Below are 13,291 nucleotides of genomic sequence, written 5' to 3'. Positions count from 1 at the left end.
CGCTGTAAAAGGGAATATGGATAGTTCGAGTACCGCGATGGAGTGAGCAGGAATAAGCGTATTGACTATTCCTGCTCACTAATGCCCCCACTCAAAACATGGCTCAGCCGATCATTAGAATGTTTCCCAATTATCTTGCTGGCTTACGTGGCGAGCATCTGTGCTAGGGCGTAGGGTTGGCGCATGACGTTTCGTTGCTGGTGCGGCGATATTCCCTTGAGTGGCGTTTGTTTCCGCATCTGACAATCGGAACACCGCGACCGCCTGCGCCAATAGAATAGCCTGTTCTGCCAATGAATCAGCAGCAGCGGCAGACTCTTCCACCAAGGCGGCATTTTGTTGCGTCGTGCTGTCCATTTCGGAAATCGCTTGGCTCACTTGTGTGATGCCACGGCTTTGCTCATCAGATGCCGAGGATATTTCAGCCATGATATCGCGCACATGGGTGACAGAGCGGACAATATTCTCCATCGTCTGACCGGCGTTTTGCACCAGTGCAGTCCCTGCATCGACTTGAGAGACAGATTCGCCAATCAACTCTTCGATTTCTTTCGCCGCCTGTGCACTACGTTGAGCCAGATTACGCACTTCGCTGGCAACTACCGCAAACCCCCGGCCTTGTTCGCCAGCCCGCGCGGCTTCAACTGCGGCGTTCAGCGCCAGAATATTGGTCTGGAATGCAATACTGTTAATCACGGTCGTAATTTCAGAAATGCGTTTGGAGCTACCGGAAATATCGTTCATGGTGCGCACAACGTCATTCACCACCTTGCCACCTTGTTGCGCAGTCTGTGATGCCTCTGTTGCTAACTGATTGGCGTGGTGAGCATTATCGGCATTCTGCTTAACAGTGGCGTTCAACTGCTCCATGCTGGCAGCGGTTTCTTCAACGGCAGCGGCTTGTTCTTCAGTACGGGAGGACAAATCAGTATTCCCCGCCGCAATTTCGCCAGAGGCATGAGAAACCTGACTCACACCAATGCGGATGTCATCGATCATGGTGCGCAAGTTTTCATTCATTCGGGCCACCGCATTCATCAACAGACCCAATTCATCAGTCCGATTTGACGTGGTCGCAGCCGTTAAATCGCCGGTAGCGATACGTTCTGCCATGGCCAGCGTGGTGCGTAGTGGCACGGTAATCTGGCGAGTCATCCACCATGAAATCAGCAAACCAAACAGTAAAGCGGCAATGGCTGTCAGGGTTAACTGCAATTGCGCGTTATCAATTTCATCGTGGGTGCCTTGCAGCTCTTGGGTGAACAGATACGTTGCCAGCCGATTCAACTCATTGGCGTTAGCTTCCATCACTTTCCCGGTTTCCAGCTCTTGCTGATAAGCCGGTAAATAGGCCAACACGTTATCTTTGTAGGTGCTGAGGCTCGTTATCACCGGCGCTAATATTTTTTGCTGCTCAGCGGATAACACAGGCATAAACGCATTTGCGGCACTGTTAGCAATATTGATTGATGTCAGAAGCGATGATTCCGATTCTTTATTGCGATCCAGCAATAAGCCACGCGCGTTGTAGCGCACGGTCATCAGTTTCTGATTCATCTCAGCCAGCAGGATTTGCGTGTTGGTATCAGCACCTTCATTAAGCAGGCTTTGCTGTAACTCATTAAGGTTTTTCTGGGTTTCAGAGATATTCCAGCTTTTGCGCACATCGTCTTTATGCGCCACAGCGTTAACAAAATTACGCTGCTGTTGCAGGTATTCATCGACCACATCAGTAATGCTGCTGATGGTCTTACGGTTAAATTCCGACCAGCTAAGTTTTTCACTCTGAACGAGAAGGTCTTTTATATTGTTGATGTGCTGTGAGTTTTCGCCGATATACTTTAGATCATAAGTACGTTCATAGAGTGCACGATTATATTTTGCCTGATTGGCTTCATTATTAATTTTGTAGCTCAGGTCGACTTTGTAAGCATGCTCTTCGATGACGAAAAAGTGATAAGCAGTTGTGCCCGCGATAAGCCCAACCAGCAACAACATCAGGAAAAAGCTTAATCCCAGCTTCTTACCGACTTTCACGTTTTCAAAGTGACTAAAAACTCTGCTCAATGCTGCCATGTTCTTCTCCATTATGCGGTGTCTTTGCTGCAAATTAGTCAGCGTAGGTGAACGGGGGAGGTCTAATTATTAGAAGAGTTGAGAGGTGGGTTGGACGTGGGATCATCTTGGCAAGAGTATTATCCCTAACGTTTTTATGGCTTCATTTCCAGACTCTAGTCCAGATATTCATGCCATAAATACCCATATCCCTCTTGAACAAACTATCGGCAGGCTTTGGTTAAACTTTAACAATAAAAAATGCCAGCAAGAGTCACCTTGCTGGCATTGATTTAATCCCGACTCCCCGCCGTTAAAGGCATGGGAAGAATACGGGTGATATTATTTAGCTTGAGCGAAACGCGCTGCGGCTTCGTCCCAGTTAACCACGTTCCAGAATGCTTTGATGTAGTCTGGGCGACGGTTTTGGAATTTCAGGTAGTAAGCGTGTTCCCACACATCCAGACCGATGATTGGGAAGCCAGATGCGCCAGCAACTGCCTCACCCATCAATGGGCTATCTTGGTTAGCCGTAGAAACGACTGCCAGCTTGCCGTCAGCTTTCAGTACCAGCCACGCCCAGCCTGAGCCGAAACGGGTTGCTGCTGCTTGTTCAAATGTTGCTTTGAAATCATCAACAGATTTGAAGTCACGCTCGATAGCGGCTTTCAGGTCACCTGTCAGGGTAGTACCCAGTTTCAGACCTTTCCAGAACAGGCTGTGGTTAGCATGGCCACCCGCGTTGTTGCGCATAAAGGTGCGCTTTTCTGCAGGAACTTTATCCAAGTCTTGAATCAGTTCTTCAACACTCAGTTTTGCCAGCTCAGGGAAGCTCTCCAACACCGTGTTTGCATTGTTAACATAGGTCTGGTGGTGTTTGGTGTGATGGATTTCCATCGTCTGCTTATCGAAATGGGGTTCTAAAGCATCATAAGCATAAGGCAGGGATGGCAGTGAGTAACTCATAATCATCGTCTCCGTAGGTGTAGGGCGGCGCAAAAAAAGTAAGCACCGCGTAAGCATTCGGATCATTATAGTTAATTAAATGATATTGAAAATGATTATCAATGCCGTACTAATTATGTGGTCTTTCTATTCCATAATACGCTGTGGATGAGTATAGACCGTTGCTCTGCCGGGCTTACTGAAGCCGACCAACGTCAAATTGCAGCGTTCGGCGACCTCAACAGCGAGGGTGGTAGCAGCGGAAACGGCAAATAAAATCTCTGCGCCGCACATAGCGGTTTTCTGCACCATCTCGTAGCTGGCTCGGCTGGATACCAGCACCGCGCCTTGTTGCCACGGCTGTTTAGCACGTATGCCCAGCAATTTATCTAACGCGACATGGCGACCCACATCTTCGCAGCCGCCCAATAACTCACCCTGAGGATTAATCCATGCTGCGGCATGAGTACACCCAGTCAGTTGACCCACCGTTTGTACCTGCTTGAGCTGTGCAAGGGCGCTATCCAATTGATTCAGATTAAAGGTTTGCGTGAAGGGAAGTGGCGTGATGGGGCGGAAGATATCATCCAGTTGCTCTATGCCGCAGACACCACAGCCCGTGCGCCCTGCCATCGCTCGACGGCGTTCTTTTAATCCAGCGAATCGGCGGCTTGATAATTCAATGTTAATTTCTATGCCATTGCAGCCACGGGTGGCATCAATCGCATAGATTTCATGTGGGGTTTGGATAATCCCTTCTGATAGAGAAAATCCCAGCGCGAAAGCCTCCAAATCTTTGGGTGTCGCCATCATCACAACATGGGAAATGCCATTGTAGACCAGCGCTACCGGCACTTCTTCTGCCAGCCAATCCAATTGCGGCTGTGCCATTTGGTGGCGCTGTAGCACGTTAAGTTGTTTTGCACCGCAGATTTCGCTAGCGATGTCATTTCCTGAAGGTTTGATCTGGCTCACTATGCGGTCCTGAAAGTTATAACCCATAATCACAATGTGGTAACATTCACATTAAGAATCGTGTGGCTATATATCGCTATTTAAAGATATGTATCCCACACGGCAAAGCGTGATATCGCGTAAGCGATTTTAGCGCTTCCTATTTCGTTGAGGGAAGCGTGAATTCCAAATTGGTTAATAGCAACTCTATACCCCATCGATTTCAGGATGCAGGACGGCGGCAAACAAGAAAATCTCGATGAACTTGCCTCGGTAAGTGATCGGGATGAACGAGTAAGCCCACCCGCCTGCCACTTGAAAGTTGAAGGGTAAAACAATGTGACGATGAATGAAGGAGAGACCCATGCAGGTCAGCAGAAGGCAGTTCTTTAAGATCTGCGCTGGCGGTATGGCAGGAACCACGGTTGCGGCACTCGGCTTTGCGCCGGCAGTGGCGCTGGCGGAAACGCGCAATTACAAATTGCTGCGCGCCCGTGAAACGCGAAATACCTGCACATATTGCTCTGTCGGTTGTGGGCTGTTGATGTATAGCCTCGGCGACGGCGCGAAAAACGCCAAAGAAAGTATTTTCCACATTGAAGGGGACCCGGATCATCCGGTCAACCGTGGCGCACTTTGCCCGAAAGGTGCGGGGCTGGTGGATTTCATCCACAGTGAAGGCCGCCTGAAATACCCTGAATACCGCGCGCCAGGTTCTGACAAATGGCAGCGAATCACTTGGGATGATGCATTTGACCGCATTGCCAAGCTGATGAAAGAAGACCGGGACGCTAACTTCATTAAGACCAACGATGCTGGCGTGACCGTCAACCGTTGGCTGAGTACCGGTATGCTGTGTGCGTCAGCATCCAGTAACGAAACGGGTTATCTGACCCAGAAATTTAGTCGCGCTCTCGGCATGCTTGCCGTAGACAACCAAGCGCGTGTCTGACACGGACCAACGGTAGCAAGTCTTGCTCCAACATTTGGTCGCGGTGCGATGACCAACCACTGGGTTGACATTAAGAACGCGAATTTAGTTATCGTCATGGGCGGTAATGCGGCAGAAGCGCATCCGGTGGGTTTCCGCTGGGCGATGGAAGCCAAGATCCACAACAATGCTAAGCTGCTGGTGATAGACCCGCGCTTTACCCGAACTGCTTCGGTGGCTGACTTCTATACGCCAATCCGTTCCGGTTCCGATATCGCGTTCCTGTCCGGCGTATTGTTGTACCTGATGACCCACGAAAAAATTAACCGTGAATACGTTGAAGCCTATACCAACGCCAGCTTACTGGTGCGGGAAGACTATACCTTCGAAGACGGTTTATTCAGCGGTTATGACGCCGATGCGCGCAAATACGACAAAACCAGCTGGAATTATCAGTTGGACGAGAACGGCTTTGCCAAACGAGACGTCACCCTGCAAGACCCTCGCTGTGTATGGAACCTGCTCAAAGAGCACGTCAGCCGTTATACGCCTGATGTGGTCTCCAGCATCTGTGGTACGCCGAAAGAGGACTTCTTGCAGGTTTGCGAATACCTCGCTGAAACCAGCGCACCCAATAAAACCGCTACGTTCCTGTATGCCTTAGGCTGGACACAGCACTCCATCGGCGCACAGAACATCCGCACCATGGCCATGATTCAGCTGTTGTTGGGCAATATGGGGATGGCAGGCGGCGGCATTAACGCCTTGCGCGGCCACTCCAATATTCAGGGGTTAACTGACCTTGGCCTGCTGTCACAAAGCTTGCCGGGATACCTGAACCTGCCGTCAGAAAAACAGCCGGATATTGAGACTTACCTGAAGGCGAATACGCCGAAAACCCTGTTACCGGGGCAGGTGAACTATTGGGGTAATTACCCGAAATTCTTCGTCAGTCTGATGAAGAGTTTCTATGGTGATAACGCCCAGAAGGAAAACGGTTGGGGTTACGACTGGTTGCCGAAGTGGGATAAAGGCTACGACGTCTTGCAGTATTTCGAAATGATGTCGCAGGGCAAAGTGAATGGCTATATCTGCCAAGGCTTTAACCCGTTGGCCTCGTTCCCGAACAAAAACAAAGTGGCGGCTTCCCTGTCGAAACTGAAGTTCCTGATAACGATTGATCCGCTCAATACGGAAACCGCGAACTTCTGGCAAAACCACGGCGAATTTAACGATGTCGATCCATCGAAAATTCAAACGGAAGTGTTCCGCTTGCCATCCAGCTGCTTTGCAGAAGAGAACGGCTCTATCGTTAACTCCAGTCGCTGGCTGCAATGGCACTGGAAAGGCGCAGATGCCCCAGGGCAAGCGCTGAACGATGGTGCCATTCTGGCGGGTATCTTTAGCCGCCTGCGCGAGATGTACCGCCGCGAAGGGGGTGCAGTGCCAGAACAAGTGCTCAATATGACTTGGGATTACCTGACACCGGATAACCCAGAGCCAGAAGAAGTGGCGATGGAGAGCAATGGTCGCGCGCTGGCTGATATCACCGATGCTGATGGCAAAGTGCTGGTCAAGAAAGGCGAACAGCTGAGTACCTTCGCACACCTGCGTGATGACGGCACCACCGCGAGTGGTTGCTGGATCTTTGCCGGTAGCTGGACGCCAGCCGGTAATCAGATGGCACGCCGTGATAACGCCGATCCATCAGGCTTAGGCAACACGCTAGGTTGGGCATGGGCATGGCCACTTAACCGCCGCATTCTGTACAACCGTGCGTCTGCTGACCCACAAGGTAAACCTTGGGATCCGAAACGCACGCTGTTGGAGTGGGACGGTGCCAAGTGGACCGGCATTGATATCCCTGACTACAGCGCAGCCGCGCCAGACAGTGATGTGGGGCCGTTTATCATGCAGCCTGAAGGGATGGGCCGCCTGTTTGCCATCGACAAAATGGCGGAAGGGCCGTTCCCTGAGCACTACGAGCCATTCGAAACGCCGCTGGGAACTAACCCGCTGCACCCGAATGTGGTTTCCAACCCGGCCGCTCGCGTCTTTAAAGACGATTTGGCCGCGATGGGATCGCATGAGCAATTCCCGTATGTCGGTACGACGTATCGCTTGACCGAGCATTTCCATTACTGGACCAAGCATGCGTTGCTCAATGCCATCGCTCAGCCGGAACAGTTTATCGAAATTGGCGAAAAACTGGCGGCGAAGAAAGGCATCAAGCAGGGCGATACCGTGAAAGTCAGCTCTAACCGTGGCTATATCAAAGCCAAGGCAGTCGTGACTAAGCGTATTCGCACGCTGAATGTCCACGGACAGGAAGTGGACACCATCGGTATCCCGATTCACTGGGGCTTCGAGGGTGTGGCGAGAAAAGGCTTCCTGGCTAACACACTGACGCCGTTTGTCGGTGATGCCAATACGCAGACGCCAGAGTTCAAGGCGTTCTTGGTCAACGTGGAAAAGGTGTAACGGAGAGAACCTATGTCACTGCAAACACAAGACATTATCCGGCGCTCCGGCACCAACTCCCTTACGCCGCCGCCACAGGATCGTAACCATCAAGAAGAGGTGGCGAAGCTTATCGACGTCACCACCTGTATCGGCTGTAAAGCCTGTCAGGTGGCCTGTTCGGAGTGGAACGATATCCGTGATGAAGTGGGTCATAACGTCGGGGTGTACGATAACCCCGCCGATTTGACCGCGAAATCATGGACGGTCATGCGTTTCTCTGAAGTTGAAGACGAAGAGAGCGGCAAGCTGGAGTGGCTCATCCGTAAGGATGGCTGCATGCACTGTGCTGATCCGGGCTGCCTGAAGGCATGCCCGTCGGAAGGGGCTATCATTCAATATGCGAATGGCATCGTCGATTTCCAATCAGAACATTGTATTGGTTGTGGCTACTGCATCGCCGGTTGCCCGTTCGATGTGCCGCGCATGAACAAAGACGACAATCGGGTGTACAAATGTACCCTGTGCGTCGACCGTGTGGGTGTGGGCCAAGAACCTGCTTGCGTGAAGACCTGCCCGACGGGCGCGATTCACTTTGGCACCAAAGAGTCGATGAAAGAAGTGGCGGCTGGCCGAGTCGAAGAACTGAAAACGCGTGGCTTTGAAAACGCAGGGTTATATGACCCTGCGGGCGTGGGTGGTACGCACGTGATGTATGTCCTGCATCATGCGGATAAGCCTCAGCTCTATCATGGCTTGCCAGAAAACCCAACCATTAGCCCAACTGTCACCTTCTGGAAGGGCATCTGGAAACCGCTGGCAGCGGTCGGCTTTGCTGCCACCTTTGCCGCCAGTATCTTCCACTACGTGGGAGTCGGTCCGAATCGGGTTGAGGAAGAAGAAGAGGACGAAGGCGATAAGCCAGACGCCACACCTTCTGACACGACCGACAAGGCACCAGAGCAGACCACCGCGGAGCATGCTGACGACGGGGAGACACGCAAATGAAAAAAGAAAAACGGATCCAGCGCTACAGTGCGCCGGAGCGTATCAACCACTGGATCGTCGCCTTCTGCTTTATGTTGGCAGCGATCAGTGGACTGGGGTTCTTCTTCCCGTCATTTAACTGGCTGATGAATATTTTTGGTACGCCACAATTGGCGCGCATCCTTCACCCCTTCACGGGGGTGATTATGTTCGCCGCGTTCCTCATCATGTTTTTCCGCTACTGGAAACACAACCTGATTAACAGGGAAGATCTGGAGTGGGCTAAAAATATCCATAAAATCGCCATGAATGAGGAAGTCGGCGACACGGGGCGCTATAATTTTGGGCAGAAATGCGTCTTCTGGGCTGCTATTATCAGTCTGGTACTGCTGCTGCTCAGTGGCGTAGTGATTTGGCGGCCTTACTTTGCGCCTTCATTCCCGATCCCGCTGATTCGTCTGGCGCTGTTGGTGCATTCGCTGGCGGCGGTGGGCTTGATTCTCGTGATTATGGTGCATATTTACGCGGCCCTGTGGGTGAAGGGCACCATTACTGCGATGGTGGAAGGTTGGGTACCAGCGGCATGGGCGAAAAAACATCATCCTCGCTGGTATCGTGAGGTGAATGCCAAACGGCAACTTCAGAAAAAACAGGAAGAGAAACCCTGATGAGTATTCGCATTGTCCCTAAAGATCAACTGGGCAAACAAAGCGAAAGAGGTACGACGGCGGGGAATATCCCGCCGTTACTTTTCGCGAATTTAAAAAGCCTGTATACCCGGCGCACCGAACGTTTACAGCAGCTCGCGTTGGATAATCCGCTGTCTGATTATCTGGATTTCGCGGCGAAAATTACCCAAGCACAGCAAAAAGCGTTGTATGACTATCCGTTAGTGTTGGACATGAAAGCTGAGCTGGAACAATCGGCGGCCAGCGGTAAACCGCCACTGGATGTCAGCGTCTTTCCACGTACGGAACATTGGCGCACGCTGCTGTCCGCGTTGATTGCTGAGCTGCGCCCCGATGCCCCTGATCATATTCTGGCGGTGCTGGATAATCTGGAAAAAGCGTCAGTCAATGAGCTGGAACTTTATGCCGATGCGCTGCTAAATCGCGAATTTGGCCAGATCGGCAGCGAAAAAGCGCCATTTATCTGGGCCGCGTTGTCCTTGTACTGGGCGCAGATGGCGAGCCAAATCCCCGGCAAAGCCCGCGCGGAATATGGCGAGCATCGTCAGTTTTGCCCCGTGTGCGGCAGCATTCCGGTGTCCAGTGTGGTCCATATCGGCACGAATAATGGCTTGCGTTATTTGCACTGTAATTTGTGTGAAAGCGAGTGGCACGTGGTGCGGATTAAGTGCAGCAACTGCGAAGAAACGCGGGATTTGAACTATTGGTCGCTAGACAGCGAACAGGCTGCCGTGAAAGCAGAAAGCTGCGGCGATTGCGGGACTTACCTGAAAATTTTGTATCAGGAAAAAGACCCGTTGGTCGAAGCTGTGGCGGACGATCTGGCCTCGCTCATCCTTGACGCTAAAATGGAAGGCGAAGGTTTTGCGCGCAGCAGTATCAATCCATTCTTGTTTCCCGGAGAATAACCGATTCTCCCGACTTGGCGACCGGCGTGATGATGAGCACTGAACCGCACACTCTTTACCGACAGTTACCGGCCATTGACTGGCTGTTACGGGAGCCAGAAATGGCTCCTTTGCTTGATGAGTATGGCCCCGCGTTGTTGACCGAGACTTTGCGCCAGATGCAAAGCGAAGCCCGTGAATACATCAGCCAGTTCCATTCTCTGGCGGATTGGTGCACAGATTGGCCAACCGCGCTGCGCCAACGATTGAACCAACGTCAACCCGCGTTAAAACCCGTCTTTAACCTCTCTGGTACCGTGCTGCACACTAATTTGGGTCGTGCGGCGCTGGCCGAATCCGCCATTACGGCAGTAAATGATGCTATGCGCGGTGCAATCACATTGGAATATTCCCTGAGTGGCGCGAGTCGTGGTCATCGCGATCGGGCAGTGGCGAATTTACTTTGCGAGCTAACCGGCGCGGAAGATGCCTGCATCGTCAATAACAATGCGGCAGCGGTCTTTTTGATGCTCACGGTCATGGCGGCAGGTAAGCAGGTTGTCGTCTCGCGTGGTGAACTGGTGGAGATTGGCGGTGCGTTTCGTATCCCTGATGTGATGCGCCAAGCAGGCTGTGAGCTGGTTGAGGTTGGCACCACCAATCGCACGCACCTCAAAGATTACCGTCAGGCTATCAATGAACACACTGGCCTACTGATGAAAGTGCATACCAGTAATTACCGTATCGAAGGCTTCACCGCCGCCGTTGCCGAGCAGCAGTTGGCGGCACTAGGGCAGGAGTTTGCCATCCCGACCGCGACAGATCTCGGCAGTGGTTCGCTGGTGGACATGACCCGTTATGGTTTACCGGCAGAAACGATGCCGCAGCAATTGATTGCGGCCGGTGTCGATCTCGTCACCTTCTCGGGTGATAAATTGCTGGGTGGGCCGCAAGCGGGGATTATTCTCGGTAAAAAACAGTGGATTGAGCGCTTACAGCAGCATCCGCTTAAACGTGCATTGCGGGTAGACAAGATGACGCTAGCCGCGCTCGATGCCACGCTACGCCTCTATCAGCAACCCGATAAACTGACCGAAAGGCTACCGACATTACGGTTACTGACTCGCCCAGCCGAGGCTATCGCCGAAAGCGCACAACGAGTCCTGTCCGCGCTGGCACCCCATTATGCGGCTGATTTTACCTTGGCGGTGGAACCCTGTTGGTCCCAGATAGGCAGCGGCTCTTTACCGGTTGACCGGTTACCCAGTTGGGCCGTAACCTTTACGCCTAACGATGGCAGCGGGCGCACGCTAGAAGCGCTGACCACATGCTGGCGCGGGTTAAATAAGCCGGTTATTGGCCGCGTGGCTGACGGGCGGATATGGTTAGATTTGCGCTGTTTGGAGGATGAAACGGCGTTGCTCAGGGAATTGGCTCGATGATTATTGCGACAGCAGGCCATGTCGACCATGGCAAAACCACTCTTTTACAGGCGATTACTGGGGTTGATGCCGATCGCTTGCCGGAAGAAAAACAGCGCGGGATGACCATTGACCTTGGCTACGCGTACTGGCCGCAACCTGATGGCAGTATTCTCGGTTTTATTGATGTCCCCGGCCATGAGAAGTTCTTAGCCAATATGTTGGCCGGTGTGGGCGGTATCGATCATGCTTTGCTGGTTGTGGCTTGCGATGATGGCGTTATGGCGCAAACCCGCGAGCATTTGGCGATTTTACGGCTGACCGGTCGCCCAACACTGACGGTAGCACTGACCAAAGCAGATCGGGTTGATGATGACCGTATTGCGCAGGTGCGCCAGCAAGTGATGGCTGAACTGACAGTCCAAGGCTGGCAAGCAGAGCAAATCACCTTATTTGTCACTGCCGCCACCACTGATCTGGGTATCAGTGAATTGCGCGATCATCTGGCCCATTGCCACCAGCAAAATACCGACAATAACCGGTTACAACGGCGTTTTCGTCTGGCGATTGACCGTGCATTTAGCGTGAAAGGGGCCGGTTTGGTGGTCACCGGCACTGCGCTGGCGGGCAAAGTCGCCGTGGGTGATACCTTGTGGCTGACCGGCAACAATGGCCCTGTGCGGGTGCGGGGGATTCATGCTCAAAATCAAAATACCCAACAGGCGCAAGCGGGCCAACGTATTGCCCTGAATATCAGCGGTGATATCAGCAAAGAGCAGATCAATCGTGGCGACTGGTTGTTAACCCAGCAGCCCCCCGAGCCAGTGGATCGGGTATTGGTTGTCGTCGATGCTGATGTACCGATACAACACTGGCAACCCTTGCATCTGCACCATGCGGCTAGCCATATTACTGGGCGCTTTTCACTGCTGACTGCGCCACATGATACCGATCTTTCTAACGACCTCCCTGCCGATGGGAATAGCGTCACTGACTCCCCACCGTTGATTTTAGCTGAGCTGCTCTTAGATACCCCACTGTGGCTGGCGGAGAATGACCGCCTGGTTCTGCGTGACATTGCCGCGAAAAAAACCTTAGGTGGTGCGCGAGTGATTCATCTGGCGGTGCCCAAACGTGGCAAGCGGCAACCGGCCTATTTAGCTTGGCTAAGCGCTTTAGCGCAGGCGGGTACTGACCCTGATGTACTCGATCTGCATTTGGCGCAAGGGCCACTTTCTTTACGCAGTTTCAGTTGGGCACGCCAACTGACTGATGCGGATATGGCGGCATTACTGGCTGAGACAGATAACGTTGTCGCTGGCGATATCATCCTGTCACAACCCCATGCGCAACAGGCGCAGCAAACTCTACTGCACGTACTGTGTCTTTATCATCAACAGCATGGCGATCAGATGGGGCTAGGCCGAGCGCGTTTACGGCGTATGGCATTGCCGACGCTGGACGAAGGGCTGGTCTTTCGCTTAATGGATAACCTGCTTGCGCAGGGAACATTAAAAAATACCCGTGGCTGGCTGCATCTGCCCGCACACGGGCTGGGTTTTACGGCTCAGGAAGAAGTGCAATGGCAGCAAGTTGCCCCCTATTTCGCCGATGCCCCTTGGTGGGTGCGTGATTTAGCGGCTGAACTGCAGATGGATGAAGGTGACATGCGCACGTTACTGCGTAAAGCCGCGCAACTGGGCCACATCACCGCCATCGTGCCAGATCGTTACTATCTCAGTCAGCGCATTGAGCAGTTTGCCGATTTGGTCCGTGAGCTGGATAGCACTCAAGGTAGCGCTTGCGCAGCCGATTTTCGTGATCGGCTAGGGGTCGGCCGTAAACTGGCGATTCAAATCCTTGAATTCTTTGACCGCAGTGGGTTTACCCGCCGGCGAGGGAACGACCATTTACTTCGCGATAGCGGGCTGTTTTCGGCTACGCATTAAGGTATGACTTGAC

General features: G+C 52.5%; 9 protein-coding genes. 6 read left to right on the top strand and 3 right to left on the bottom strand.

The window, feature by feature from the left end; all coding sequences use genetic code 11:
• Positions 1–114: 114 nt before the first annotated feature.
• The 3 genes from DA391_RS00195 to fdhD form a co-directional block, all read right to left on the bottom strand.
• A complete protein-coding gene (locus DA391_RS00195; protein ID WP_050287201.1) occupies positions 115–2,076 on the bottom strand; it encodes a methyl-accepting chemotaxis protein in 1,962 nt (653 codons plus the stop codon).
• A 321-nt stretch (positions 2,077–2,397) separates the two neighbouring features.
• Positions 2,398–3,021 carry a superoxide dismutase [Mn] gene (sodA, locus tag DA391_RS00185; protein ID WP_019212691.1) on the bottom strand — a complete coding sequence of 208 codons (624 nt, stop codon included), beginning with the start codon at positions 3,019–3,021 and terminating at the stop codon, positions 2,398–2,400.
• 126 nt (positions 3,022–3,147) lie between these two features.
• Complete coding sequence (gene fdhD / locus DA391_RS00180; protein WP_167311513.1) at positions 3,148–4,002, bottom strand: formate dehydrogenase accessory sulfurtransferase FdhD; 855 nt, start codon at positions 4,000–4,002, stop codon at positions 3,148–3,150.
• A 316-nt stretch (positions 4,003–4,318) separates the two neighbouring features.
• Between fdhD and fdnG the strand changes: the two genes are divergently transcribed.
• Genes fdnG through selB form a run of 6 tightly spaced genes read left to right on the top strand, consistent with a single transcriptional unit; the run spans position 4,319 to position 13,278 of the window.
• Positions 4,319–7,366, top strand: coding sequence for a formate dehydrogenase-N subunit alpha (gene fdnG, locus DA391_RS00175; RefSeq protein WP_108087215.1), 3,048 nt, complete (start codon positions 4,319–4,321; stop codon positions 7,364–7,366).
• Between the two features lie 12 nt (positions 7,367–7,378).
• Positions 7,379–8,353, top strand: coding sequence for a formate dehydrogenase subunit beta (gene fdxH, locus DA391_RS00170; RefSeq protein ID WP_019212687.1), 975 nt, complete (start codon positions 7,379–7,381; stop codon positions 8,351–8,353).
• Complete coding sequence (gene fdoI / locus DA391_RS00165; protein ID WP_108087214.1) at positions 8,350–9,000, top strand: formate dehydrogenase cytochrome b556 subunit; 651 nt, start codon at positions 8,350–8,352, stop codon at positions 8,998–9,000. The genes fdxH and fdoI overlap by 4 nt, the downstream gene beginning before the upstream one ends.
• Complete coding sequence (fdhE, locus tag DA391_RS00160) at positions 9,000–9,929, top strand: formate dehydrogenase accessory protein FdhE (RefSeq protein ID WP_108087213.1); 930 nt, start codon at positions 9,000–9,002, stop codon at positions 9,927–9,929. Before fdoI ends, fdhE begins: the two co-directional genes overlap by 1 nt.
• Positions 9,930–9,961: 32 nt before the next feature.
• Positions 9,962–11,350, top strand: a complete 1,389-nt coding sequence (gene selA / locus DA391_RS00155; RefSeq protein WP_050083432.1) for an L-seryl-tRNA(Sec) selenium transferase — start codon at positions 9,962–9,964, stop codon at positions 11,348–11,350.
• Positions 11,347–13,278: a selenocysteine-specific translation elongation factor gene (selB, locus tag DA391_RS00150; RefSeq protein ID WP_108087212.1), complete on the top strand. Its 1,932-nt coding sequence runs from the start codon at positions 11,347–11,349 to the stop codon at positions 13,276–13,278. The genes selA and selB overlap by 4 nt, the downstream gene beginning before the upstream one ends.
• Positions 13,279–13,291: the final 13 nt, after the last annotated feature.

The sequence above is a fragment of the Yersinia massiliensis genome (genome assembly GCF_003048255.1).
Lineage (GTDB): Bacteria > Pseudomonadota > Gammaproteobacteria > Enterobacterales > Enterobacteriaceae > Yersinia > Yersinia massiliensis_A.
The sequence above is the reverse complement of the archived record's forward strand: the minus strand, read 5'-3'. Positions and strand labels throughout refer to the sequence as shown.

Excerpts from the sequence above, each read along its gene's own strand:
- selB (WP_108087212.1), top strand. The coding sequence starts at position 11,347 with ATGATTATTGCGACAGCAGGCCATGTCGACCATGGCAAAACCACTCTT.
- fdoI (WP_108087214.1), top strand. The coding sequence starts at position 8,350 with ATGAAAAAAGAAAAACGGATCCAGCGCTACAGTGCGCCGGAGCGTATC.
- fdhD (WP_167311513.1), bottom strand. The coding sequence starts at position 4,002 with ATGGGTTATAACTTTCAGGACCGCATAGTGAGCCAGATCAAACCTTCA.
- selA (WP_050083432.1), top strand. The coding sequence starts at position 9,962 with ATGAGCACTGAACCGCACACTCTTTACCGACAGTTACCGGCCATTGAC.
- DA391_RS00195 (WP_050287201.1), bottom strand. The coding sequence starts at position 2,076 with ATGGCAGCATTGAGCAGAGTTTTTAGTCACTTTGAAAACGTGAAAGTC.
- sodA (WP_019212691.1), bottom strand. The coding sequence starts at position 3,021 with ATGAGTTACTCACTGCCATCCCTGCCTTATGCTTATGATGCTTTAGAA.
- fdhE (WP_108087213.1), top strand. The coding sequence starts at position 9,000 with ATGAGTATTCGCATTGTCCCTAAAGATCAACTGGGCAAACAAAGCGAA.
- fdxH (WP_019212687.1), top strand. The coding sequence starts at position 7,379 with ATGTCACTGCAAACACAAGACATTATCCGGCGCTCCGGCACCAACTCC.